Consider the following 23,591-nt stretch of genomic DNA (forward strand, 5'->3'; position numbering starts at 1 on the left):
TATCAGTGCCCGGGCGCCTGGCTGAAAAATTCTTCAATCCACTCGTTGTCCAGTTCCGCCAGCGACGCATAACGCCAGCGGGGCTGCATGTCTTTGTCGATCAGCAATGCCCGGATGCCTTCGGCAAACTCGCCCTTCTTCAGGCAGTTCACCGACATCACCAGCTCGTTATCCAGCACCTGTTTCAGGCTGTCGCGCTGGCTGCGCTGCAGATGTTTCCAGGTCAGGGCCAGCGAGGTGGGTGAGGCACTGGCCAATCCCTTCACGGCTTTACCCAGCCAGCCCTCTCGGCCGCCCAGATCTTTCAGCTGCATCACCACCTGCTCAAGGGAGTCGCCATCGGCGGCCTGCTGGATATCATCAAAGTGATCGCGAACCGGAGACGCCGGCAGCCCCCCCCGGCTTTGCTGTTCATACTGGCGCAGTACCGAGCTGACAACACTATGTGCGCTGGAACCCTGCCAGTCAGCGGATGCCAGGGCATCAATCACCTGCCCTTTGAGTTCGTGGCTGACAAAACGGTCTGCCATGCCCACAAACAGCGCATCGGCTGCGTTCATGCGGGTGCCGGTCAGCCCCAGAAACATGCCGATACGCCCGGGCATGCGGTTCAGGAACCAGCCGGCGCCGATATCCGGGTACAGGCCGATGCTCACTTCCGGCATGGCCAGTTTCGAGTGTTCGGTAACCACCCGGTGGGAAGCGCCCGCCATCAGGCCGATGCCGCCGCCCATCACAATGCCGTTACCCCAGCACACAACCGGTTTCGGGAAGGTGTGAATCAGGTAATCCAGCTCGCATTCTTCGGTGAAGAACCGCTCACCTTCGGCCAGCTTCCCCGGCTCGGTCATGCTGCGGTACAGGGACACGATATCGCCACCGGCGCAGAAGGCCTTGTCGCCCTCGGCTTCCAGCCAGACCGCACATACGCTGTCATCGTCAGCCCAGCGTTGCAGCTGCGGCTTGAGCAGGCGGATCATGTCCATAGACAGCGAATTCAGGTTGCGCGGGCTGTTCAGCCTGGCGACCGCAATCCGGCCACCGCCGTTAGTGGTCCACTCTTCAAATACCATCGGTTGATCGCTCATAGCAGCCCCGGGCTTATCGGTTTTTCCATTCCGGCTTGCGCTTCTCGAGGAACGCATTCACGCCTTCTTTCTGGTCTTCGGTGTGGAACAGCTCCACAAACAGTTCCCGCTCCATGCGCCAGCCATCAGTGTGGCTACGGCCATCACGGGCGCTCATCACCAGCTGCTTGCAGCGGGCAATCGAAGACGGGCTCTGCTTGCAGGCGCCTTCGGCCAGCTTCAGGGCGGCTTCCAGGCCTTGTCCAGACGGCACCACTTCTTCCACCAGACCAATCTGCAGCGCCTTGCTGGCATCTACCCGCTCGCCGCACAGAATCATGCGCTTGGCCCAGCCCTCGCCTACCAGCCAGGGCAGGTTCTGGGTGCCGCCGGCGCAGGGCAGCAGGCCAACACCGGCTTCTGGCAGCGCCATCTGGGCGTGCTCTTCGGCAATGCGAATATCGCAGGACAGGGCACATTCCAGGCCACCGCCCATGGCGTAGCCGTTAATGGCGGCAATCGACACACCCCGGAAGGCAGTCAGCGTGGCAAAGGCCTGGCCGAACTTCTGGGCCATCTCGTTGGCTCGGGCACGGTCGCCGTCGGCAAAGGTTTTCAGGTCCGCCCCGGCAGAGAAGAATTTCTCACCCTGGCCGGTGACCACCAGCGCGAAGATGTTGCGGTCTGCGTTGAGGTCTTCAATGGTGGCCTCCAGAGCCGCCAGGGAGTCTGCCGTCCAGGTGTTGGCCGGGGGGTTGGCGATGGTCAGGATCGCAATGTGATCGCGCTTTTCCAGTTGAATCAGTTCGCTCATGGTAAATTCCTTTGGTTGTTCCGGTGCTGATGATTGGGGCCGGTTACTGGATGGCTTCGGCAACGCCGTCTTCCAGCATGCGGCGGGCAATAATCAGGCGCATGATTTCGTTGGTGCCCTCGAGAATCTGGTGTACCCGAAGGTCCCGCACATAGCGCTCCAGCGGGTATTCCCGAATGTAGCCGTAGCCGCCGTGCAGCTGCAGGGCTTCGTTGGCCACCTCGAAACAGGCATCGGTGGCGAAGCGCTTGGCCATGGCGCAATGCAGGGTGGCTTCCGGGTCGCCGGCATCCAGCTTGAAGGCACCCAGGCGCACCATTTGCCGGGCCGCCACTAGGTTGGTGGCCATATCCGCCAGTTTGAACTGCAGCGCCTGGAACGCGGCCAGTGGCTTACCGAACTGCTGGCGCTCGTGCAGGTAATTGCGCGCCCGCAGCAGCGCCGCCTGGGCGCCGCCAAGGGAGCAGGTGGCAATGTTGAGGCGACCGCCGTCCAGGCCCTTCATGGCAATGGCGAAGCCGTCGCCTTCATTACCAATTCGGTTACTGGCCGGAATACGCACGTCTTCCAGGGTCACCAGCCGCGTGGGCTGGCTGTGCCAACCCATCTTTTCCTCGTTCTTGCCGTAGGAAACACCCTCGGCATTGGCAGGGATCACAAAGGTGGAAATCCCCTTGGCGCTACTGTCGGCATCACCGGTACGGGCCATCAGTACCAGCACATCGGTGGCACCGGCGCCGGAGATAAACATCTTGCTGCCGTTGATCACATAGCTGTCGCCGTCACGAACCGCCCTGGTACGCAGGCTGGCGGCATCGGAGCCGGCCCCCGGTTCGGTCAGGCAGTAGGAGGCCAGCCATTCACCGCTGGCCAGCCTGGGCACAAACTCCTGCTTCAGGTCGTCCGAGGCAAAGCTGGCTACCATCCAGGTGGCCATGTTGTGAATCGTGATAAAGGCCGCCGTGGACGGGCAGGCCATGGCCAGCTCTTCCACGATCACCGAGGTGTCCATGCGGGACAAGCCCATGCCGCCCAGGGCTTCCGGGGTATAAATCCCCATAAAGCCCATCTCGCCGGCTTCTTTCATCACCTCCACCGGGAAGGTGTGGTCCACATCCCACTGGCCGGCATAGGGTGCCATGGCTTTCTCGGCAAAGGCCCGGGCCGCATCCCGGAACGCCAGCTGGTCTTCGGTCAGGTTGAAATCCATCGTTCAGCTCCCTGCTCGGCGTTACCGGAGTTGGATGGAGAAGTTGGCTTCGGTAGACGTCGCTTCACTGTTAAACCAGCGGGAGGTGACGGTCTTGGTTTCGGTGTAGAAACGCACTGCCTGCTTGCCGTAAGCGTGCTGGTCACCGTAGAAAGAACCCTTCCAGCCAGTGAAAGAGAAGAACGGCAGGGGCACCGGAATGGGGATATTCACACCCACCTGGCCAACTTCGATCTCGTGCTGGAAGCGGCGGGCGGCGCCACCGTGGTTGGTGAAGATGGAGGTGCCGTTGCCATAAGGACTGTTGTTAATCAGCTCGATGGCTTCGCCAAGGTCGTTCGCGTTCATGCAGGTGAGCACCGGCCCGAAAATTTCTTCTTTATAGATGTCCATTTCCGGCGTGACTTCGCTGAACAGCGTGGGCCCTACCCAGTTACCGCCCGGCAGGCCATCCACGGTGCAGCCGCGACCATCCAGCATCAGCTTCGCACCCTGGGCTTCGCCGGTGGCAATCAGGGCTTCAACCCGCTCCTTGGCCCTGGGGCTGATCACCGGGCCATAGCTGGCACCGGAGTCGTTCCAGGCACCCGGGCGTACCTTCGCCATGGCTTCCTTGAGTTCCGGAATCCACTCTTGCGCAGCGCCTACAAACACCGCCACGGAGATAGCCATGCAACGCTGGCCGGCGGCACCCACAGAGGCACCCACCAGGGCATTGATCACCTGCTGCTTGTCGGCATCCGGCATGATGACCATGTGGTTCTTGGCACCAGCAAAGCTCTGAACGCGCTTCATGTTGCGGGTGCCGGTTTCGTAGATGTAACGGCCGACCGGTACCGAACCGACAAAGGAAATTGCCTTGATGGCCGGATCGTTCAGCAGGGTATCCACCTGCTCCTTGGCGCCATGCACTACCTGCAGAACGCCCTTGGGCGCACCGGCTTCTTCGAACAGTTCCGCCAGGCGCATCGGGGTCAGCGGGTCCTGCTCGGAAGGCTTCAGTACAAAGGTGTTACCGCAGGCGATGGCCATGGGGAACATCCACAGGGGAATCATAGCCGGGAAGTTGAACGGGGTAATGCCGGCGCACACGCCAAGGGGCTGGATCCAGGAATGGGTGTCCACTTCCCGCGCGACGTTTTCAACGGTCTCGCCCATCATCATGGACGCCACGTTGGCGGCATGCTCTACCACTTCAATACCGCGCCAGACATCGCCCTTGGCGTCGTCAAAGGTCTTGCCGGTTTCCTGGGACAGAATTTCGGCAATCTCGTCGTGGTGCTCTTTCAGCAGGGCCTGGTAACGCAGCATCACCCGCGCCCGCTCGGATACCGGGGTTTCTTTCCAGCTCTTGAACACTTCGCCGGCGTTGTCGATGGCCTTGCGCATTTCGTCCGCCGTGGCGCAGGGCACCTGGGCGATGACTTCGTTGGTGGCCGGGTTGGTCACGTCGATCCAGTTCTGGGTCTGGCTCTGAACAAATTCACCAGCAATAAACTGAGGTACTTTTTTCATGAGGATGGTCCCTGTTTGTTGTTGTCCGGGAGTGCCGTGGCCCGCTGAATAACGAAACGGACCTGGCGATGATTTTCCAAAAGACTAGCACGCTCCTTGCCGCCTGATGATTGACTAAGTTTCGCCCATGATGGATTATTTTTCGATGACCAGTCATCAAAGCACCAAGCCATCCGCGCAAACCTCCCAGTGGCCTGTTCCTGCGGACAGTGTTCGCTATGTGGTTCCGGAGCCCATCGTCCGCCAACTGGCGCACCACCCACTAACCCGGGAGCTGTACCCTCTGGCCTTCGGCCATTACCGGCGGGCGGCGGGCCATCACATGCATCGGGAACACCATCGTGACAATCTTTTGATCTATTGCACCGATGGCAAAGCCTTTCTGAACGTAGCAGGCGAGCCCTACACCGTGACCGCCGGCGACCTGTTGCTGCTGCCGGCCGGCGCCAGCCATCGCTACACGGCAGACCCGGACAATCCATGGACCATTCACTGGGTGCACTACACCGGCCCGCTGGCCGCAGAGTTTGGTGACTACATGGGGTTTGATGACAACACCCGGGTGCTCCATCTGGGGCGCCAGCCCCGCCTGCTGGTAGACTTCAACGGCCTGCTGTCGGTACGCCAGACCGGCTTCCGCACCAAGGGGCTGATCCACGCCAGCAATCGCCTGCGACAGCTGCTGAGTGCCGTCCCCATGAACGTGGATGAAACCAGCCAGGCTCGGCAGGCCGAGCTGGACACCCTTCACAACTACATGCGTGAACACCTGGAAGAGCGACTGACCTTGCAGCAACTGGCCGAACTCAGCGGGCTGTCACCGGCCCATTTCACCACCCGTTACCGGGAACAGACCGGCACCTCACCGATTCAGCATTTCCTGCACCTGAAGGTGGAGCGGGCCTGCGAACTGCTGGACACCACCAGCCACACCTTCGCTGACATCAGCCGGCAACTGGGTTACGACGATGCCTATTACTTCTCCCGGCTGTTCAAAAAGGTAATGGGCAAATCCCCCAGCGACTACCGGCATACCGCCAGGCACTGACCCATTGGCGCAGATAGCCTGGCTCCCTGGCCCGACTGCAATTGGCAAGGCGACAAAATTCCGGTATCACACAGGACTCACTTATTCATTCGGGAGGCGCAGATGCAGCCACTGGACATTCAGGTAGTTGACCAGGCCATCAGCTGGTGCGATGGCGGTCAGGATTTCTGGCTGTGTACGGTACTCAGTACCTTCGGCTCCTCTCCCCGGGCGCCGGGCTCCTGGCTGGTAGCACAGGCCAATGGCGACCATTGCGGCTCGTTGTCAGGCGGCTGTGTGGAAGAGGACTTTCTCGAACGCCTGCAGGAAGGCGAATTCCAGGGCCGCATCAACCGAATCCGCTACGGTGCCGCCGATGGCCTGGACAATCCCAGAGTCAGCCTGCCCTGCGGTGGCGTTCTGGATGTGCTGATCGAGCACTTTCCCGCCTCCGCCTCATCCCGGGAGCACTTCCTGGCACTTCGGGCCGCCTTGAGCGGCCAGGGCCATGTGGCTCGAAAGGTTTGCCTGAAAACCGGCGAAGCCAGTGTCGAGCCAGACCGGGAAACGGGCCAGAAAGTGATGGAAGACGAAACAACCGCCACCCTGAAACTGCGGGTGGGGCCGGTATCCCGGTTGCTCATTGCCGGCTTGTCGCCGGTGGCCACCGCCTGCGCCAGCTTTGCCCATAGCCTGGGTTTCGAGGTGATCGTATGTGACCCGCGCCAGGAAGAAGTCTGCAACTTCAACGTACCCGGCGTTACCCTGCGCCAGGAGTTGCCCTCCGTGTGGATTGCCCGCGAAGGCTGCCACGGAGCAACCGCGGTGGTTGCCCTCACCCACGACCCGAAGATTGACGACACCGCCCTGATGGAAGCGGTGAAAACCGACGCCTTCTACATCGGCGTGATGGGTTCTTTACGCACCTCGGAAAAACGCCGGGAGCGTTTACTGCGCATTGGCGGGCTGAACGAGCAGCAGGTTGAGCGAATCCGAATGCCCATCGGCCTGAATATCGGCAGCAAGACACCGGCGGAGATCGCCCTGTCTGTGATGGCGGATATTGTTCGGGTCCGCCAGGGCATTGCGAAGGATAACCTCTGATATTTTTCAGTATGTCCTAATCTATCCCAAACAAATCTCCGTACAACTGATCACCCTGCCCAACTTATACCCGGGCGGGGGCCAATCAACTGTATGGAGAGAACCATGAACAAGCACAACAAAACCCGCTCCCTGTTCACCGTAGCCCTGCTGGCCGGTAGCCTCAGCGCCGGAACCGCACTGGCAGACCACCATGGCAACGACAAAGTGGGCGTATGGGGCGACGACCAGTCTGTGTCTGAAGGCACGGTAACCGCCAAGAAAGTCATGACAGAAAAGAACGGCTGGCTGGTAGTGCACCGCACCGATGAAGCCATGAAACCCGGCCCGGTAGTGGGCTATGCGCCTCTGAAGAAAGGTAAGAACATGGACGTAGCCGCCATTCTCACCGAAGAAGTGGCCGCCGGTGACATGCTGATGCTGATGATTCACAGCGAAGACGGCGGCATGAAAACCGGTGTATTCGAATACACCCTGGGCGCCAAGGAAGACGGCCCCATCCGGATGGATGGCAAGCTGGTGATGGCGACGATTACGGCGCAGTAATTCGTCATCTCGGCAACATGCCCGGCATGCTCCGCCGCAGCCGGGCAAACCCCGATTCCAGCTTTAGCCCATTTTCGACCCCATAAGCTTCCTCAGAGGAATACTACATCCCCACCAATTCATGGTACTCCGCATAAAACCGCCCAAAGCTCAAATACCGGCCCCGATGATCCACCAGCTCCATCGCATCAAAAGCCTCAACAAAGGCCCGGGATTCACCGGTGCTGATTACCCCTCGATAATCGCCTGTCCAGTCCATGTACTGCACCAGGTCCAGCAGCAGGGTCATCGTCAGGGCGCCATTGGCCTGCTCAAGGTAGCGGTATGCCAGGGCGTAGTGTTCAAAGCGGTAGCTGACGTTGCCAGCCTCGCTTCGTGTGGCATCTCGCAGCGGGCTGTAGTCGTAGTGCTGGTAAGCCGGGGCAACCGGATCACCGGCCACAAGGGCGGCCTGGCCTTCCGCAAACCAGTACGGCAGCAGGGGAACCGCGGCGCTGTAATGGCTCAGGTTTTCCTGAACGTAATGGGCCAGCTCGTGGGTGAATATCTGCCCGGCCTCATAAGGCCAGCTTCTGTGATATGGCGCGATGGCCACCGCTGCGAGGGTTCCCAATGCCAGGTTGACATTTGTCACCCGCGAGCTCAGACACCCCACAATCCGCTCAGGATAGGGCACCTCGGCACTGCGCTCATCCACAAAGTCCCGCCAGGTCATTTTGAACCGGTTTAATACACCGTCTATGCGGGTATTCAGTTCTGTGGCCGCGGCTCGGAAGCTGTTTTCGCTATAGGCAGGGGAACCGTATACACGAACCCGGCCATCGGCGGTTTCGAAGTACAGAGTTTCACCGATGCACACCTCGGCTTCGTGGTTCAGGCTCCAGCTTTCATCGGGGAAATAATGGCCGGTGTCCCTGGCATCCAGGAAGTAGCCCCGGCTATAGCTCGGCTCGTCGTAGTAACGATCACCCGACGTGGCACTGACCTTACAGCCAGACAGCACAACTGCTGCCAATGCCAGCAATCCTCCCACCCTCAACCCTGGCAACTTCAGCATCTGTTTGCTCCAGATTCGATTGTTTGGATCTATAGTGACCAAGATACCCAGCCGTGTCCGTCAACCAGTGTAAAAACAAGGTAAAGGCCGCCGCCCCCGCCACGATTCGGGGCGTACGCACAACCCCCGATCCCGCCAGTGAAATTTATGTAGCGCACACCCCCACATCGTGTTAAAAATCGCTCGGATCCCACCAGAACCGCGTGCGTCCTGCACGTTTTGTATCCATCCCTTTTCAGTGAGGGACACCATCCAATGTTCAAGTTGTGTAAGCCACAGGCGCTTGCCGCCGCTGTTGCGTTGTCTCTGGGTGCCTCTTCGGTTTTTGCTGCCGGAGAAGTGCGTGTTTACAACTGGTCTGACTACATCGCCGAGGACACCCTGGCGAAGTTCACCCAGGAAACCGGCATCAAGGTTGTCTACGACGTTTACGACAGCAACGAGGTGCTGGAAGCTGCGCTGTTGTCTGGCCGCTCCGGTTACGACCTTGTTGTGCCCTCCAACCACTACGTAGCCAAGCAGATTTCTGCCAAGGCTTTTGTAGCACTGGACCACAGCAAGCTGCCGAACATGGCTAACCTCAACCCGGACCTGATGGATGATCTGGAAAAGGTGGACCCGGGTAGCCGGTTCTCCCTACCTTACCTGTGGGGCACCAACGGCTATGGCTACAACGAAGGCCGTATCCAGACCATCCTGGGCGACAGCGCCCCGACCGACTCCTGGGCCCTGGTGTTTGATCCGGAAGTGACCGGCAAGCTGGCCGCTGGTGGCTGTGGCATTGCCATGCTGGATTCTGGCGAAGAGATGGTTCGTGCCGCCATGGCCTACATTGGCCTGGACCCGAACAGCAACAACGCCGACGACATCAGGAAAGGCGGTGAAGTGATCAAGGCGGTGCGCCCGAACATCACCTACTTCCATTCATCCCGTTACATTGGCGACCTGGCCAACGGTGACCTGTGCGTGGCCGCCGGCTATTCCGGCGACATCCTGCAGGCCGCTGCCCGTGCTGAAGAAGCCGAGAACGGTAACGTCATCCGCTACACCATCCCCAAAGAGGGTGCGGTGCTGTGGTTTGACATGATGACCATCCCGGCCGGCGCACCGAACGTGGAAAATGCCCACAAGCTGATGAACTTCCTGATGCGTCCGGAAATCATCGCCGATGTGACCAACTATGTGTGGTACGCCAACCCGAACAAACCGGCCAACGAGTTTGTGGACCCGGAAATCCTCAATGACACCAGCATCTACCCCACCGACGAGGTGATGAAGAAGCTGTACATCATGGAAGGTCGGCCTCAGGACGCCCAGCGCCTGATGACCCGCACCTGGACCAGCGTGAAATCCGGTCGCTGACGGTGGCCGTGATCAACAATACCTCCGCGCAAGCGGAGGTGCTCCTCAGCATCAAAGGCATTTCCAAGAGCTTCGACAGCACCCTGGCGGTGGACGACGTGAGTCTGGACATCCACAAGGGCGAGATCTTCGCCCTGTTGGGTGGCTCCGGCTCTGGCAAGTCCACCCTGCTGCGCATGCTCGCGGGCTTTGAAACCCCGGATTCCGGCCGCATCGTGCTGGACGGTCAGGACATCACTGCCCTGCCTCCTTACCTGCGCCCGACCAACATGATGTTCCAGTCCTATGCCCTGTTCCCGCACATGACTGTGGAGCAGAACATTGCCATGGGCCTGAAACAGGACAAGCTGCCGAAAAGCGAAATCGCCGACCGCGTGGCCGCCATGCTCAAGCTGGTGAAGATGGAAGCCTACGGCAAGCGCCGGCCCCAGCAATTGTCTGGCGGCCAGCAGCAACGTGTGGCCCTGGCCCGCTCGCTGGCCAAGCGCCCGAAGCTGTTGTTGCTGGACGAGCCCATGGGCGCGCTGGACAAAAAACTGCGCACGGAAATGCAGCTGGAGCTGGTGGATATTCTGGAGAAAGTGGGCGTGACCTGCCTGATGGTGACCCACGACCAGGAAGAAGCCATGACCATGGCCAGTCGCATTGCCATCATGTCTTACGGCCGGATTGCCCAGGTGGGCTCCCCCATTGATATCTATGAGAGCCCGAACAGCCGCATGACGGCGGAGTTCATCGGCTCGGTGAATATCTTCGAGGCGAACATCCTGGAAGACAACTCCGACAGCATCTCGCTGACCAGCGACCTGCTGGATGCACCGGTGTTTATCGACCGGGGTGTGACCACGCCCGCGGAAACCACGGAAACCCTGATCGCCCTGCGCCCGGAGAAGATCTACCTGACCACCGAGAAGCCCGAAGGCGACACCAACTGGAGCTGCGGCACGGTAGACAACATTGCCTACCTGGGCGACATCACGTCTTACTACGTGAAGCTGGCTAGTGGCAAGCGGGTACAGGCCACCATGGCCAACGTGGAACGCCGGGGCGAGCGGCCTACCTGGGGTGATCAGGTGTTCGTGTCCTGGGAAGCCTCCAGTCCTATCCTGCTCTGGAACTGACGCCATGACCACAGGAACCTCCGACAAGGCCCCTGCTGCGGCGAAGGGCAGCGTTGCGCGGTGCTCGCAAACTCGCCTACCAAGAAGGTATGTCTCCTTTGCTGCGCTCCGTGCGCCTCGCCCTTCATCCACATCAGGAACCTTGTCAGAGGTTCCTGGAAAATTGATAACCCCCTTCGCGGAGCGGGTGCGTGCGGTGGTATTCCATCGCCGGGTGGTGTTTGGCGTGCCGTTCGCCTGGCTACTGCTGTTCTTCCTGCTGCCGTTTGCGCTGGTGCTGAAGATCAGCCTGACCTCAGCGGTGATGGCTATTCCGCCCTACGAGCCGGTGTTCCGATGGGTGGATAACACTCTGTCGGTGGTGGTGAACTTTGGCAATTACCTGTTCCTGGCCTCCGACAGCCTGTACATCGCCGCCTATTGGGGCTCGGTGAAAACCGCATTCCTGGCCACCCTGTTCTGCCTGCTGATCGGCTACCCCATGGCCTATGCCATGGCCCGGGCGCCCAAGCACTGGCAGCTGGTGTTCCTGCTGATGGTGATGCTGCCGTCCTGGACCTCGTTCCTGATTCGCGTGTACGCCTGGATGGGCATTCTGGGAAACCAGGGGCTGCTGAACAGCTTTCTGATGTGGCTGGGGCTGATCGACTCACCCCTGAAGATGCTGAACACCAACTTTGCGGTGATTCTGGGCATTGTCTACGCCTACCTGCCGTTCATGATCCTGCCCATCTACACCAACCTGGTGAAGCTGGACGTGCGCCTGCTGGAAGCGGCGTCGGATCTTGGCTGCCGTAGCCTGACTACTTTCTGGGCGATCACTTTGCCCCTGTCCAAGGCCGGCATCCTGGCCGGCTCCATGCTGGTATTCATTCCGGCGGTGGGCGAGTTTGTGATTCCGGAACTGCTGGGCGGGCCGGATACCCTGATGATCGGCAAGGTGCTGTGGGAAGAGTTTTTCAACAATCGCGACTGGCCGGTGGCCTCTGCGCTGGCGATTGTCATGCTGGCGCTGCTGTTGATTCCGATTGTGCTGTTCCACCGCTTCCAGGCTCGGGAGATGGAAAAGAATGGTTAAGCTGAAAGCCCCCGGCTTCTCAAAATCCATGCTGTTGCTGGGCATGCTGTTCCTGTACCTGCCGATGGTGGTGTTGATCGTTTACTCGTTCAACGCCTCGCGGCTGGTCTCGGTGTGGGCCGGCTTTTCCACGAAATGGTACGGCGCGCTGTTTGCCAATGAGCAAATCCTGTCTGCCGTCTGGATGAGCCTGCGCATTGCCTTCTATTCCGCCAGCATGGCGGTGTGCCTGGGTACCTTGTGTGCCTTTGTGATTACCCGGTTCAAGAAAATGCGCGGGCGCACGCTGCTGTCGAGCATGATCACGGCGCCGCTGGTGATGCCGGAAGTGATCACCGGTTTGTCACTGTTGCTGCTGTTTGTGCAGATGGCGCAGCTGATTGGCTGGCCGGTGGATCGTGGCATGGCCACCATCTGGATTGCCCACACTACCTTCTGCAGTGCTTATGTGGCGGTGGTGGTGAGTGCGCGGCTGCGGGAGGTGGATTTGTCCATTGAGGAGGCGGCCATGGATCTGGGCTGTACGCCGCTGAAGACTTTCTTTGTGATTACCCTGCCGGTGATTGCGCCGGCGTTGGTGTCGGGCTGGTTGCTGGCGTTTACTTTGTCGCTGGATGATCTGGTGATTGCCAGTTTTGTGTCCGGGCCGGGGGCGACGACTTTGCCGATGGTGGTGTTTTCGTCTGTGCGGATGGGGGTGTCGCCGGAGATTAATGCGTTGGCTACTTTGATTATTGCGGCGGTTTCGGTGATTGCCTTTATTGCCTGGTTCTGGATGCGGCGGGCTGAGAAGCGGCGGCTTAGGCCTCGGTGAGTGGCAGGCTCGGGGTCGGGCTTGGGCTCCTATCCGTTTGGTTTTGGGGCGGGCTGGGAGGTGGGGAGGGATTTTCTTCTGGAAAAAACAACTCGCTTCGCTCAGACATCTTTTTTCCTGCCAGAAAATCCCTCCCCACCTCCCGCCGGCAGAGCCTTTTTGGAAACAGCCGGGTGGACCGGTTGGTTAGCTCGCTGACTGACTAACGAGTGTGCGTTAGCGATTATGTGCCATCAACTTGTGTGAGGATGTGAGTCAGGCCGTTGCATTCCACCATGGGGTCGTCGCAGTTCACTACTATGTCGGACTTTGCAATGACGTAGGCTTTGCCGGTTATGTTGTTTTTGACCACCTGATACTCCCCTTCCTTTTCCACTTCGGTGAATTCTCCGATGAAGCCGGTTTCCCTCAGGGATATGGTTTCGAGTTTGTCGCCGGGTTTGATGTGGTCTTCGTAGTTCATTAACGCCAGTCTTGCGGAGGTTCCAGTACCCGTGGTGCTTCGGCAGATGACGCCGGGGTGGACGTAGGTTGCTGAGCGGGAGCGGTAGTAGCCTTCGGCTATTGGTTCTACCGGGCCCATGAAGTGTAGGAACGGGAGGGGGCCTACGTCGCCCAGGGTGTAGTGGGAGAAGCCTCTTTCGGCCTGGATGGCTTCGACGATGGCGTGGGCGGTTTGGGCTAGTTGGCGTTCTTCGTCCAGGGTGAGGTCGAAGCCGAGGGATTTGGCGTCTACCAGGGCGTAGAAGCCGCCGCTGTAGGCGACGCTGTAGTTGACCTTGCCGATGTTGGGTACGTTGATGCTGGCTTTGTGGGTGTGGATGTAGCTGGGCAGGCCTTCGCAGGTGATGGCTTCTACTACGCCGTTGTGCACGGTGGCTTCTATGTTTACCAGGCCGGCGGGGGATTCGAGTTTGAAGTGTTGTTTGCCTTCCTGTTTCTGGACTATGCCGGTTTCCAGTACGGCGGTGGCGGTGCAGATGGTGTTGGAGCCGGAGTAGATGGGGTAGCCCATGACTTCCATGATGATGTAACCGGCGGCGGCTTCGGGGTTGGTGGCGGGTACCAGCAGGTCTACGGACATTTCAGGGATGCCGTAGGGTTCTTCCAGCAGCAACCGCCGCAGGCCGTCGGCGTCGTCGCGCAGGTATTCCATCTGGGCCCTTACCGTATTTCCCGGCAAGTCGATGATGCCGCCAGTAACGATTCGGCTGACGTCACCGCCGGCATGGGTGTCCATCAATTGAATGGTGAGTTCCGGTTTCATCCGCCCGCCTCCACGTCACAGGGTTGTCCGTGTTCCAGCCACTGAGCATCCGGCACGATCACGATCTTGCCCAGGTAGTTGCTGCCACGGTTCACGAAATACTCTTCGGCTTTGTGCAGGTCAGACAGTTTGAACGCGCCGTGCAGGACGGGTTTCAGCTGGCCATCGCGTATCCAGGTCATCAGCTGGTTTGCTTCTTCGCGGGTGCCGTGAGACACGCCGAAGATCTGCACCTGGTACAGGTAGATTCGGGTCCAGAGGATTTCGCTGATGTTGCCACCGCTGGCGCCGGCGATGCTCAGGCGCGGGTAGGTGCTGCGGGCGTTCATGTCGAAGATCATGGCGTCGATGAACTTGTCAGTCATTTCGCCGCCTACCAGGTCCATCACTGCGTCCAGGGGTTTGCCATCCGTTTCGCTCTTCACCCGGTCGACGAAGGAGTCCATGTTGCTGCGATCCAGCACCGCTTCGGCGCCAAGGTCGAGCAGTGCGTTCACTTTGTCTTGCTGGCTCAATGCGTAGGGAATGGCACCGATGATTCGGCAAAGCTGGATCAAGGCTGTGCCCACGCCACCGCTGGCACCGGTCACCAGCACCCGCTCGCCTGCCTGCACCCTGGCAGAGGTGAGCATGTGGTAGGCAGTCTGGTAGGAACACATGCCCATGGCTGCCAGCTCGGCATCCGCCAGTTCCGGATTCGGGATATGGTGAAACTGGTCAGACGGCAGGGCGACGTATTCGGCGTAGCCGCCATCGGCGCCATGGCCGTAATAGTCCGGTGTGAGATTGATGTCGGTGCGGTCGGTGGCGTAGATGTTGAAGTCCAGGAGGCCGCGCTCCCCGATACGTTGTTCGCTGACGCCCTCACCCACGGCGACTACTCGGCCTACGATATCTGCGCCTTGTATGCGCGGGAAGGTCAGCGTGGGTTTGCCGCCCATCTGGAATGAGGTCATTTCGCCCTTTTTGGTGGGGTACAGGCCTTCACGGGCTTTGCGGTCGGTGTTGTTCTTGGCGGTGGCGGTTACCTGGACCAGAATCTGGCCTGCTGCTGGTCTGGGCACCGGAACATCCTGGTATTCAAGCTTTTCCAGGCCGCCATGGGCGGTGAGGACCATGGCTTTCATGGTGGGCGGGATGTCGGGCATTGAATTCTCGCTGCGCTGGTGGATTCTTTGATTCACTGAGCATAGGAAAGATCTGGCTTTGTGTCAGGGAACGTGATGAGTTTGGCTTGGGCTCCCATCCTTCTGGTTGTGGGGGCGGGCTGGGAGGTGGGGCGTGTTTTTCTTCTGGAAAAAATAACTCGCTTCGCTCAGACATCTTTTTTCCTGCCAGAAAAACACGCCCCACCTCCCGCCGGCAGAACCTTGTTGGAGGGGAAGCTCAGTTCGTGATCGAGCGTTGTGTTTTAGACGGCTTACCGAGCAATCACTTTGTACACCGGGCGTAGTCTCGGGATTTGTTTCAGGATCACCTGGATTACGGTCATCAGGGGGACGGCCAGCAGTACGCCTACCGGGCCCCAGAGCCAGCCCCAGAAGAAGATGGATACGAAGATAATGACGGGGTTGATGGCCATGCGGAATCCGTGGATCCAGGGTTCCAGGAAGAAGCCGACGATGGTGGTGAGCAGGATGAAGCTTAGCGGTGCCAGTGCCATCATCCATACGGTGTCCAGGGTCAGTGCCGACACCAGTGCCAGTAGCGCGATGGTGAGCATGTTACCGAGGTAGGGAATAAACCGGGCAAGGCCGGCGATCAGGCCCCATACGGCCGGGTCTGGCAGGCCGATGGCCCAGCATGTGAGCCCGGTGATCAGCCCTACCGACAGATTGCTCAGGCCTAACACTGCCAGGTATTGGGCGATCTGGTGTTGGGAGTCGTGGGTAATTCTGAGCACGGTTTTGCGCTGAGACCTCGGGATTTGCCGCACGAAGTTGCGGATCAACCTGTCGCCGCTGACCAGCAGAAAGTAAGTCAGCGCCAACGCCAGCGCCAGGCCGGCCAGGCCGTTGCGGGCTTTTGTCATCAGCTGGCTGCGCCAGGAATCGGTCTGAAGCACCACGGTTGTCGGTTTTTCACTACCGTCCTCAGACGACAGACCCTCTACCGACTTCTCCACCTGTTCCGCAGAACGGGTGACTTTGTCCAGTTGCCGCATAATCTCACTATCGCCCACCAACAGGCGCGACAAACCTTGCGGGGCGCGCTCAGCCCATTCCAGCGCCGGTGCGGTTACCGCAACCCCCAAACCGACAATACCCGCCAGCACCACAAGCACCAGTACAAGCGAGCTCACCACCCGCGGAACATGCCATTTCAACCTGGCTTTCTTCACCAGGGGCGACAACAACAAGCTGGTGAGTACCGCGAGAATGATCGGCAGGACAATCTGGTGGGCCAAGTACAGGGTGTACAGAATACCCAGCGTGAACAGGCCGTAGATGGGAGTGGACAACTCGGCAAGCGCTGACGCTTTTTTGTCTTCCGGAGGAGCGGTCTGGTCGGGCTTCTGGTCTTCCATGTGCAAGTCTGGCCTGGTGAGTGTTTACACAGAAGCCTGCGCTTCCGCAAAGACACCAGTGTAGCGTTTCGAACAAGTGGCTGCATTATCAGGGCATTACAAACGCCACGGCGCTGAACCATCAGCCACGCGGCTCGTATAGTTAACAAACGCCACCGGATAACCAGAACCCGCATGAACCCAAAATACGACACCCTGTTCTACGACGGCAGCTGCCCGCTCTGCGCAAAGGAAATCCGCACCCTGCGCCGACTACAGCGTGGGCAACTCATCTTCGCAGACGTTCACGAACAACCGGAAGGCAGCCCCCAACTGCCATGCCATGAAGACCTCCTCCGCCGCCTGCACTTAATGACCTGGACCGGCGAATGGGTGACCGGGCTGCACGCCAACGTGCGGGCCTGGAGCCATACGCCGTTTGGGTGGCTGTTCAAACCGCTGTTGTGGCCCGTGATCTATCCCATTGCCAGACGGGTTTATGAGAGCTGGGCTGACCGGCGGTATGAGCGGAAGTATGTTTGTGCTTTGGGGGTAAAGAAAACGTAGGTCGGTAAAGGTACGATTCCGCGAAATTGGGAAATCAGTCACCCATTCTTTTTTTCTGGCAGGCGATAGCTGGTATTATCGCTGCCAACATGGATTGTAAACCGCTGCAAGGAGCACAAATGCGCAATCTGCTCTCATCGTCCGTTATCGTTGCTTTGTTCGCTGGTTGTACTTCGGTTACCAGTGAGACGCTCAACAATGCTCAGATTGAGGCCATTCAGGACCGCGTTGAAGAACGCCACCCAAACCTTTCTTCCTCTCAACAAACCGCAATTACAGAACTGGTTGTACGGGCTGTAGACAATATGGTTTTTGTGGAAGGTGGAAGCTTCATGATGGGGGAGTTTGGGGTGCCCTGTGAGCCTGGCTCAAAGGACTTTTGCAAGGTCGACATCTGGCTAGACAACGATTATGCGCACAAGGTTACACTGAATGATTTCTACCTATCAAAATACGAGACTACCCTAGGTGATTTCGACCTGTACCGGGAGGTTCTGGGCAAAGAACCCTACGCACAGGAGCTTCGGACAAGAAACGATCGAAAACATCTTTTTCAGCCCGAGCTCCCTGCCTGGACCAGGGAGTGGCAAGAAGTGAAGGATTATTGCCTCTGGGTTGGAGAACTAGCCGGTTCACCTATTGACCTTCCCACCGAGGCTCAGTGGGAATTTGCTGCACGAAATAGGGGCCAAAACATTCTTTATGCAACCGACAACGGAAAAATAAAAGAAGGGATCAATACGCCTGATGCCACGCAGCGAGAAGACGGGATGATGCCAGTTGGTAGCTTCCCGCCTAACCCGCTTGGAATACATGATCTTACTTCGAACAGCGCAGAGTGGGTCAACGACTGGTATTCAGAAAGCTATTACAAGGAAAGCCCGGAAAATAATCCGACTGGGCCTGCATCGGGGAATACAAAGGTCGTAAGAACAGGAAGCCGCTACAGCACCCCTAAGGCAAGCACTTCAATACTGAGAGATAGTCGCCCTCCTCAAGAGCCTCATTACTATGAGGCTCTTGGATTTCGCTGTGCGATGAATTAGGTCAGGGCACTACTATCCTGATGTCCAAACTGAGCAATTCGGGTTTTCAACCGTTCAGCTTTTAAATGAGCAGGTACAGGAACCCACGCTAACCCCAAAGATCTTTTTGTCGGCTTCATGGCCAAGTCTGACGTAATCCATGTATGAAACTGCGACAGCTGGTTGTCCGAGGATGAATATCCATCATCCAATATCGCAGAAAGCCGCGCTAAACTGTTCATTGGATCAACCCTTTTACCCTCTGATGACATATGTTCAAGCGTTTCAAAGAACTGTCGCCAAGTTCTAATCTGAGAAACAACTATAAGCAGTGCCTTCTCTTGCTTTTCTTCCCAACTCTCGATGAAGCTTTCGCAAAGCGTTGAAAGCATCATGCCCATAGTCTCCGGTGGGAGTTGAGAGTAAGGCAAACCATTTAGGTTCATCTGCTCAAGCGTTTCAAAATGCTTAGCATCTTTAATAATTCTATCAGCAAGCGCCTCAGCCGCTGCTTTCCGGTCAAGTCTCACCCTCCAGAGCCTATCCACAGTATCCATCGGACTGCATAGAAGTTCGGCAATGTTTTGAACCTCATTCGTAAGATTCAGATACAGCACACGAGTCCATTGCTTAAAGAGATCTGGCTGAACATTTGCCAAAAACTGGTAGTCAACCTCAGAAAGCACTTCAAAGACAGTTTTAACCAGATGCCAAATTCGGTCAGCCCCTATTTCGGAACCGAAGGAACCACTAGCACCCGGACCAAAAACAAGACGTCCTTTACAAACGAAAACGACTTTTCGCCTATCAAAACGAAGCTCAAAATCAAACCCCGCGCCGGCTCCGACTGCGAGCGTCCCGCCGATAGAGATATTGAACAAGTCTTGCCAATCTGCGTTCTTCCGATATTGCTCCTCGGGATGAACCCAGCTGAACTTGCCTGCTATCGCACCTCCAGCTTCAGCACCGGCAAAAGCGTCACCCGTGACGGCCAATCCTGCATTCGGACTTGCTTCGACCTTTTTGTTTTCCGACAACAGAAACGAGGCCGCTCCGGAAGATAACCTTACGTTAGCTTCACCACTGGCTCGACCACCAGCAAAACAATTCAGGGTAATGTCACCGGAAAAACGGAAAGCACCAAACGCCAGATCAGCTAACTCGCCGCTACGATTACGATACGTAAACCGACAATCCCACCCGGCTTCATTCGGGACAAACACCTCCGCCAGCTTTGCCTCGGCTTCAATCAATGCCAGTGACGCGCTGGCCTTGGTCCCGATATCGATTTCCCCTTCACTGAGGTTAAAAGCATTAACGCCGGCACTGGCTTGCATGGCGAAACGCATCAAGTGGGCCTCTGCGCTTACCTGGAAGTTATTCTCAATCGGACAATCGTGTTCGCCAACCGGCTTCCAGGTCAGTTTCGAGTGTTCCTCCCCCAACAAATAGAAATCATCACTGGCCTCAGCAAACTTCACCTCAATATTACCCAATGGGCTTTTTGCAGCGTCTGCTGCTATGCCATCGCGGATCTGGCCAAACAGTGCCTTTGCGGTGCCGGTTCGATCTCGCAGCATGTTGGATATTGACTTTGTTTTACGCACATAGCGAATAGACCCGTATTCGGTTACCAACCGCCGGTAAGCTTCACGGCGAATGTAATACCAGCGACCCGGTCGGCTGAAAACCATAACTTCGACGATTCCGGTTTCCCGCTTGGTTCTTCTCTGGGAAACAAAGCCCCTCTCTTTACTGTTGCTTCGGGAAGTCAGAAATTCATTTGATGAGATGCCTGTTCCTTTTACACCGGTGGAGGCACTTCCCTTTTCCAGCTTCGCCACTAGTTTATTGCGCTCTTCCCGCAGCATCGCTAGTCGCTTTTCCTTTGCGGCCCTCTCAATACTTTCTCGTTTCCCGGCATCCGGTCGGGCAAAGGTCAGGTAATAATCCGGATCGTAGTCGTTATACCATTGAATTTGTTCATCAATAGCGGCGATCTGTGACTGGATTGTTGACGCCTTGGTAACGTTTTCCTCATCACTCGCCTCAGGCTCAGGCTCAATTACCCCCATCTCTGCAGCTTTGTCCATCCAGCGGCGTTTAGGGCTTATTTCACCAGATTCAGGATCATGCACAGCGTCCTGAGCACTTTTGAATTCAGCCATCAGTGCGTCAACTTCATCAATTTCCTTCAGCAGAAAATCAGCCGCATTCTGCGGCAGTGCAACGCACCATTTGCCATCACCGGCTCCGGTAACATGGATGATTTCAGTGTAATCATCTGTGCACTCAGTACACGAGGCCTGCCCTTTCGCTTCACTACCAGTTGAACGGGGAGCTCTTAGAACATCAGTTTTTTGAGAACTCTGGCCCATTTCATTTGCCGGAATTATCAACTCCCAACCAACCTGGATATGGTCCTTGTTCGTGACTTTAGGGTTGACTGACTGAAGTCTTCTGACAGTTGTCTGATAGTGGTTGGCGATGGCCGAGAGTGTATCCCCGGCCTGAACTTTATGAGTTGTTTGCATGAGCTTTCTCCGACATGCTTTCCATAGCAATCAGACGGTCTCTTGGCGAGAGATCGTCTCGGGATAACGCTTCCTGATACGGTTCAGAATGATGAAAATCTGCTCCCAACTGGAGCGCCAACCTCAACCAGCGCTCAAGATAGGCCGCACTCAAAAAACCAGCTTTCTGGGCTTCTTCGAGGCAGTTAAACACCCATACAGCGGGCCGCTTCGTGTGGCCTAACGCCTCATCGTAATAAGTGGCATACCCGCTTGCTTCACCCGCCAGCCAATACCGCTCCGAATTCTTGAGTTCTGTGGCGGACACCACTACCTGGCCCGAATCACGCAGTTCATCAGCGGGTTGATTACACCCCTGGCTTTCACGCCAGACATGGCCGTCATGCCAGTACCATTGGCGCCCCACAGCGAGAAAGTTCTGGCAGCTTTGTTTGCTCAAAACACACAACAGCGGAGCAAACATACGCGGCTCATAGAACCTCAGTAGTTGCTGCTTCTCCGGCAGTGACTCAAAGAGCCAACGAGTCAGGTGCTGACGAAGTTCTTCCGCAGAAGAGCCTGAGGTAATCAAGATACCCATAGAAGATGATTCCAGCTGCAATTGCAGCTGTGTGCGAAAACCAGGTGCATCTCTCAAGTCAATAAGAATGGGACCACTTGCCCAGTCAGGCTGCCAGCTTGTTCCCTCAAACAGACTCCACCATTCGATACGTTCACCCACCGTGCCAGAGTAGAGCTGTTCAAGGAGCGTCTCATCGCTAGCCAAGTCCAGGATGGCAAAATCGTAGTTTTCCGGTGCAGTTGTTCTTGGGGCTATCAGCTCAAGTGTGCTGATGTAGTTTGCAGCGTCCATGCTCATCAAACTCGCAGTTGGTTACTGACAGCGCTCCTTCACGAGCGGCTTGTTTAAGCAATGGGGAGCGGAGTTTTGCTCCAGACGCACTGAAGCGCTGGGAGGCCAGTGCCAGCTGGGCATGCTCAACTTTCGGCGAGTGATGTTCAGCAATTAACGCTGGCTTGGCCGGAGTCTGCGCCCCAACCCCACTACCACTTCCCGGCCCACCCCCGGAGTTCATCCGCACCAGCGGCCCGGAAATGGTCACCCCACTCGGATCCACCGTCACAAAGCTGCCACCGGCCTTCAGTGTCACCTCGGCACCCGCCTCAATCACAATTTTCATACCGGCCTTGTGGTGAATCTCCGTACCGGCTTCCACCAGTTGGTTCTTGCCCTGCTTGCTGTGGTGGCTGCCGTTTACGGTGAGGCTATAGTCCGCTCCGATACTCTCCCGATGCTCGCCATCGGTAGTGTGGTGGCTGCTGCCCTTGGTGTGGCTGAAGCGGTTGTTCTCCACCGTCAGGTGGCTGTCGTTCTTGATGACTTCGGTGCGGTTGTGTTCGGTCAGCAGGTCCAGGTCTTTCTGGGCGTGGACGTAGATCTGTTCATCACCGGCTTCGTCTTCAAAGCGCAGTTCGTTGCTACCCTCACCCTTATGGGTTTTGGTTTTTAATGTGGTCCGGGTTTTGTGTTCCGGCAACGCGTAGGGCGGTGTGTTGGTGGCGTGGTAGGTTCTTCCGGTGATGATGGGCTGGTCCGGGTCGCCGTCCAGGAAGCTGACAATCACTTCGTGGCCGATTCGTGGCAGGGCCATAAAGCCGTATTGGCCACCGGCCCAACCCTGGGCCACGCGCAGCCAGGCGCTGCTGTGTTCATCGTTCTTGGAATAACGGTCCCACGGGAATCTTACTTTTACCCGGCCGTACTGGTCGCAGTGAATTTCTTCACCCTCGGGACCGGTGACGAGCGCCATCTGGGGGCCGTCCATCACGGGTTTTTGATTGCACAGGGGGCGCCAGGTTTTGTCGGCCGGGATGGCGGTGAAGTCGTTGTGGTAGCGGGTGGGTTCGCTGCCACCCTCTTCTTCCAGGGCCTGGGGCTGTTTGCCGGTGTGGGTGATGGCGGTGAGCAGCCATTCCCGGTTCAGGGTCTGGCTGTCGTGGTCCTGCAGTTCCACTTTGGCGCCGGGGGTGAAGTCCGGGCGGTTGCTTTTGCCGTTGGCGAGGGCGGCGTCGTTTCTCAGGGCGTCCAGCCTGGCTTGGGTGAACGGTTGGCCACTGGCGTCGGCTTTGTAGCGGCCAGGATAAGCGTAATGCTGATAATCTTCCCGGTGGCTCGAGCTTCCTGCGCTGTGTTCATGCATCAGGGCATAGGCCGGGTTCTTGAAGGTGTAGTCCTTCATCGCCACGGAGGACACACGCACCCGCTCTTCATAGGCAAAGCTGAAGACGCAGGCTTGTTGGGTGCTGCCGCCAGCTTTGGTGTTGCAGGGCACCGGGTCCAGTTTGGGAGCATCACCATGGTGATCAGCGAGGATCAGGGCCGGTTGTTCTTCGCCATCCACGGTGCCGTGCTGGTAGCGGTAGTGCCAGCCTTCTTCGGCGGCCAGTCGTTCCAGGAATTGCAGATCACTTTCCCGGTGCTGAACGCAGTATTCCCGTTCTTCGGGGGGGCGTTTGAAGTCAAACACGGTGTCGATGATGCCCCGCTCTTCCAGCAAGGTTCGCACAATGATGTCCGTGGCCTGGGTCTGGAAGATACGGCTGTTGTGCATCAGGCCCAGACGCCACATCGGGGGCTGAATCACCACTTCGTAGCGGGTGCGGCGGTGGCCGGTGTTGCCACGGACAAACTCGTTCACCACACCGGTGAAGCGGCGCAGGGGCTGGGCATTCTGCCAAACCACCAGGTCTACCGGTTGTTCCAGAATGTTCGCAGCGGCCACATCGGGGTCTGTGCTGGCCAGTTCTAACCGGCCATGAAACAAGGAAGACAGCTGTTCGGTCAGCGCGAAGCCAACTACCGAAAAGTGATCAGAGGGGAATTCGCCTACACGGGCGGTGAACTGCAATCCGCTTGCCTGGGGCATAACTTCGGTCCCTGAAGTTTAAATGGTTATAACAAACTCATCCTGAGCTG

General features: G+C 57.7%; 20 protein-coding genes. 9 read left to right on the plus strand and 11 right to left on the minus strand.

Features of this window, described 5'->3' with window-relative positions; genetic code table 11:
- Positions 1-2: 2 nt before the first annotated feature.
- Genes Q668_RS09840 through Q668_RS09855 form a run of 4 tightly spaced genes read right to left on the minus strand, consistent with a single transcriptional unit; the run spans position 3 to position 4,606 of the window.
- Complete coding sequence (locus Q668_RS09840; protein ID WP_022989443.1) at positions 3-1,088, minus strand: enoyl-CoA hydratase/isomerase family protein; 1,086 nt, start codon at positions 1,086-1,088, stop codon at positions 3-5.
- A gap of 13 nt (positions 1,089-1,101) precedes the next feature.
- Positions 1,102-1,881, minus strand: a complete 780-nt coding sequence (locus Q668_RS09845) for an enoyl-CoA hydratase (protein ID WP_011785602.1) — start codon at positions 1,879-1,881, stop codon at positions 1,102-1,104.
- A 43-nt stretch (positions 1,882-1,924) separates the two neighbouring features.
- Positions 1,925-3,091 (minus strand): acyl-CoA dehydrogenase family protein, encoded by a 1,167-nt coding sequence (locus Q668_RS09850; RefSeq protein WP_022989444.1) that lies wholly within the window; start codon positions 3,089-3,091, stop codon positions 1,925-1,927.
- Positions 3,092-3,112: 21 nt separating this feature from the next.
- A complete protein-coding gene (locus tag Q668_RS09855) occupies positions 3,113-4,606 on the minus strand; it encodes a CoA-acylating methylmalonate-semialdehyde dehydrogenase (protein WP_022989445.1) in 1,494 nt (497 codons plus the stop codon).
- Between the two features lie 127 nt (positions 4,607-4,733).
- Here Q668_RS09855 and Q668_RS09860 point away from each other — a divergent pair, with 127 nt between their 5' ends.
- The 3 genes from Q668_RS09860 to Q668_RS09870 all read left to right on the plus strand — a co-directional run bounded on the left by Q668_RS09860 (position 4,734) and on the right by Q668_RS09870 (position 7,283).
- Positions 4,734-5,654: an AraC family transcriptional regulator gene (locus Q668_RS09860; protein WP_081697583.1), complete on the plus strand. Its 921-nt coding sequence runs from the start codon at positions 4,734-4,736 to the stop codon at positions 5,652-5,654.
- A 102-nt stretch (positions 5,655-5,756) separates the two neighbouring features.
- The gene (locus Q668_RS09865; protein ID WP_022989447.1) at positions 5,757-6,737 is read left to right on the plus strand and encodes an XdhC family protein; all 981 of its coding nucleotides are present in this window, start codon (positions 5,757-5,759) and stop codon (positions 6,735-6,737) included.
- A gap of 105 nt (positions 6,738-6,842) precedes the next feature.
- The gene (locus tag Q668_RS09870) at positions 6,843-7,283 is read left to right on the plus strand and encodes a hypothetical protein (protein WP_022989448.1); all 441 of its coding nucleotides are present in this window, start codon (positions 6,843-6,845) and stop codon (positions 7,281-7,283) included.
- A gap of 103 nt (positions 7,284-7,386) precedes the next feature.
- Here the strand turns inward: Q668_RS09870 and Q668_RS09875 are convergent, their stop codons facing one another.
- On the minus strand, positions 7,387-8,340 hold the full coding sequence (locus Q668_RS09875) for a hypothetical protein (RefSeq protein WP_022989449.1): 954 nt from the start codon (positions 8,338-8,340) through the stop codon (positions 7,387-7,389).
- A gap of 255 nt (positions 8,341-8,595) precedes the next feature.
- On the opposite strand from Q668_RS09875, the gene Q668_RS09880 reads away from it, so the two are divergent.
- From Q668_RS09880 to Q668_RS09895, 4 genes are all read left to right on the plus strand, one after another.
- Positions 8,596-9,702, plus strand: a complete 1,107-nt coding sequence (locus Q668_RS09880) for a polyamine ABC transporter substrate-binding protein (protein WP_022989450.1) — start codon at positions 8,596-8,598, stop codon at positions 9,700-9,702.
- An 8-nt stretch (positions 9,703-9,710) separates the two neighbouring features.
- On the plus strand, positions 9,711-10,823 hold the full coding sequence (gene potA / locus Q668_RS09885; protein WP_227498338.1) for a polyamine ABC transporter ATP-binding protein: 1,113 nt from the start codon (positions 9,711-9,713) through the stop codon (positions 10,821-10,823).
- A gap of 163 nt (positions 10,824-10,986) precedes the next feature.
- Positions 10,987-11,901 (plus strand): ABC transporter permease subunit, encoded by a 915-nt coding sequence (locus Q668_RS09890; protein ID WP_022989452.1) that lies wholly within the window; start codon positions 10,987-10,989, stop codon positions 11,899-11,901.
- Entirely contained in the window at positions 11,894-12,715 is an 822-nt protein-coding gene (locus Q668_RS09895; RefSeq protein ID WP_022989453.1) for an ABC transporter permease subunit, read from the plus strand. The genes Q668_RS09890 and Q668_RS09895 overlap by 8 nt, the downstream gene beginning before the upstream one ends.
- Positions 12,716-12,938: 223 nt before the next feature.
- Here Q668_RS09895 and Q668_RS09900 read toward each other — a convergent pair whose 3' ends face one another.
- The 3 genes from Q668_RS09900 to Q668_RS09910 form a co-directional block, all read right to left on the minus strand.
- Positions 12,939-13,982, minus strand: coding sequence for a proline racemase family protein (locus tag Q668_RS09900; RefSeq protein ID WP_022989454.1), 1,044 nt, complete (start codon positions 13,980-13,982; stop codon positions 12,939-12,941).
- Positions 13,979-15,130 (minus strand): zinc-binding dehydrogenase, encoded by a 1,152-nt coding sequence (locus Q668_RS09905; RefSeq protein ID WP_022989455.1) that lies wholly within the window; start codon positions 15,128-15,130, stop codon positions 13,979-13,981. Before Q668_RS09905 ends, Q668_RS09900 begins: the two co-directional genes overlap by 4 nt.
- A gap of 272 nt (positions 15,131-15,402) precedes the next feature.
- Positions 15,403-16,509 (minus strand): AI-2E family transporter, encoded by a 1,107-nt coding sequence (locus Q668_RS09910; protein ID WP_022989457.1) that lies wholly within the window; start codon positions 16,507-16,509, stop codon positions 15,403-15,405.
- Positions 16,510-16,683: 174 nt separating this feature from the next.
- Between Q668_RS09910 and Q668_RS09915 the strand changes: the two genes are divergently transcribed.
- Together Q668_RS09915 and Q668_RS09920 are read left to right on the plus strand one after the other, a co-directional pair.
- Positions 16,684-17,055, plus strand: coding sequence for a thiol-disulfide oxidoreductase DCC family protein (locus Q668_RS09915; protein WP_022989458.1), 372 nt, complete (start codon positions 16,684-16,686; stop codon positions 17,053-17,055).
- A 119-nt stretch (positions 17,056-17,174) separates the two neighbouring features.
- Positions 17,175-18,101 (plus strand): formylglycine-generating enzyme family protein, encoded by a 927-nt coding sequence (locus Q668_RS09920; protein ID WP_022989459.1) that lies wholly within the window; start codon positions 17,175-17,177, stop codon positions 18,099-18,101.
- Here the strand turns inward: Q668_RS09920 and Q668_RS09925 are convergent.
- The 3 genes from Q668_RS09925 to Q668_RS09940 are packed head-to-tail and all read right to left on the minus strand — an operon-like array spanning position 18,098 to position 23,541.
- The gene (locus Q668_RS09925) at positions 18,098-20,614 is read right to left on the minus strand and encodes a LysM peptidoglycan-binding domain-containing protein (RefSeq protein ID WP_081697584.1); all 2,517 of its coding nucleotides are present in this window, start codon (positions 20,612-20,614) and stop codon (positions 18,098-18,100) included. The genes Q668_RS09920 and Q668_RS09925 overlap by 4 nt on opposite strands.
- Positions 20,598-21,467, minus strand: a complete 870-nt coding sequence (locus Q668_RS09935; RefSeq protein WP_022989462.1) for a DUF4123 domain-containing protein — start codon at positions 21,465-21,467, stop codon at positions 20,598-20,600. The genes Q668_RS09925 and Q668_RS09935 overlap by 17 nt, the downstream gene beginning before the upstream one ends.
- The gene (locus Q668_RS09940; RefSeq protein ID WP_022989463.1) at positions 21,436-23,541 is read right to left on the minus strand and encodes a type VI secretion system Vgr family protein; all 2,106 of its coding nucleotides are present in this window, start codon (positions 23,539-23,541) and stop codon (positions 21,436-21,438) included. The genes Q668_RS09935 and Q668_RS09940 overlap by 32 nt, the downstream gene beginning before the upstream one ends.
- Positions 23,542-23,591: the final 50 nt, after the last annotated feature.

Origin of the sequence: Marinobacter sp. ES-1 (genome assembly GCF_000475255.1) — a bacterium.
GTDB classification, from domain to species: Bacteria; Pseudomonadota; Gammaproteobacteria; order Pseudomonadales; family Oleiphilaceae; genus Marinobacter; species Marinobacter vinifirmus.

What these genes read in the sequence shown, in the direction of transcription:
- Q668_RS09925 (WP_081697584.1), bottom strand. Translation starts at nt 20,614, where the DNA reads ATGCAAACAACTCATAAAGTTCAGGCCGGGGATACACTCTCGGCCATC.
- Q668_RS09875 (WP_022989449.1), bottom strand. Translation starts at nt 8,340, where the DNA reads ATGCTGAAGTTGCCAGGGTTGAGGGTGGGAGGATTGCTGGCATTGGCA.
- Q668_RS09920 (WP_022989459.1), top strand. Translation starts at nt 17,175, where the DNA reads ATGCGCAATCTGCTCTCATCGTCCGTTATCGTTGCTTTGTTCGCTGGT.
- Q668_RS09840 (WP_022989443.1), bottom strand. Translation starts at nt 1,088, where the DNA reads ATGAGCGATCAACCGATGGTATTTGAAGAGTGGACCACTAACGGCGGT.
- Q668_RS09900 (WP_022989454.1), bottom strand. Translation starts at nt 13,982, where the DNA reads ATGAAACCGGAACTCACCATTCAATTGATGGACACCCATGCCGGCGGT.
- Q668_RS09910 (WP_022989457.1), bottom strand. Translation starts at nt 16,509, where the DNA reads ATGGAAGACCAGAAGCCCGACCAGACCGCTCCTCCGGAAGACAAAAAA.
- Q668_RS09915 (WP_022989458.1), top strand. Translation starts at nt 16,684, where the DNA reads ATGAACCCAAAATACGACACCCTGTTCTACGACGGCAGCTGCCCGCTC.
- Q668_RS09860 (WP_081697583.1), top strand. Translation starts at nt 4,734, where the DNA reads ATGATGGATTATTTTTCGATGACCAGTCATCAAAGCACCAAGCCATCC.
- Q668_RS09845 (WP_011785602.1), bottom strand. Translation starts at nt 1,881, where the DNA reads ATGAGCGAACTGATTCAACTGGAAAAGCGCGATCACATTGCGATCCTG.
- Q668_RS09865 (WP_022989447.1), top strand. Translation starts at nt 5,757, where the DNA reads ATGCAGCCACTGGACATTCAGGTAGTTGACCAGGCCATCAGCTGGTGC.
- Q668_RS09935 (WP_022989462.1), bottom strand. Translation starts at nt 21,467, where the DNA reads ATGGACGCTGCAAACTACATCAGCACACTTGAGCTGATAGCCCCAAGA.
- Q668_RS09870 (WP_022989448.1), top strand. Translation starts at nt 6,843, where the DNA reads ATGAACAAGCACAACAAAACCCGCTCCCTGTTCACCGTAGCCCTGCTG.
- Q668_RS09940 (WP_022989463.1), bottom strand. Translation starts at nt 23,541, where the DNA reads ATGCCCCAGGCAAGCGGATTGCAGTTCACCGCCCGTGTAGGCGAATTC.
- Q668_RS09855 (WP_022989445.1), bottom strand. Translation starts at nt 4,606, where the DNA reads ATGAAAAAAGTACCTCAGTTTATTGCTGGTGAATTTGTTCAGAGCCAG.
- Q668_RS09850 (WP_022989444.1), bottom strand. Translation starts at nt 3,091, where the DNA reads ATGGATTTCAACCTGACCGAAGACCAGCTGGCGTTCCGGGATGCGGCC.
- Q668_RS09895 (WP_022989453.1), top strand. Translation starts at nt 11,894, where the DNA reads ATGGTTAAGCTGAAAGCCCCCGGCTTCTCAAAATCCATGCTGTTGCTG.
- Q668_RS09905 (WP_022989455.1), bottom strand. Translation starts at nt 15,130, where the DNA reads ATGCCCGACATCCCGCCCACCATGAAAGCCATGGTCCTCACCGCCCAT.
- Q668_RS09880 (WP_022989450.1), top strand. Translation starts at nt 8,596, where the DNA reads ATGTTCAAGTTGTGTAAGCCACAGGCGCTTGCCGCCGCTGTTGCGTTG.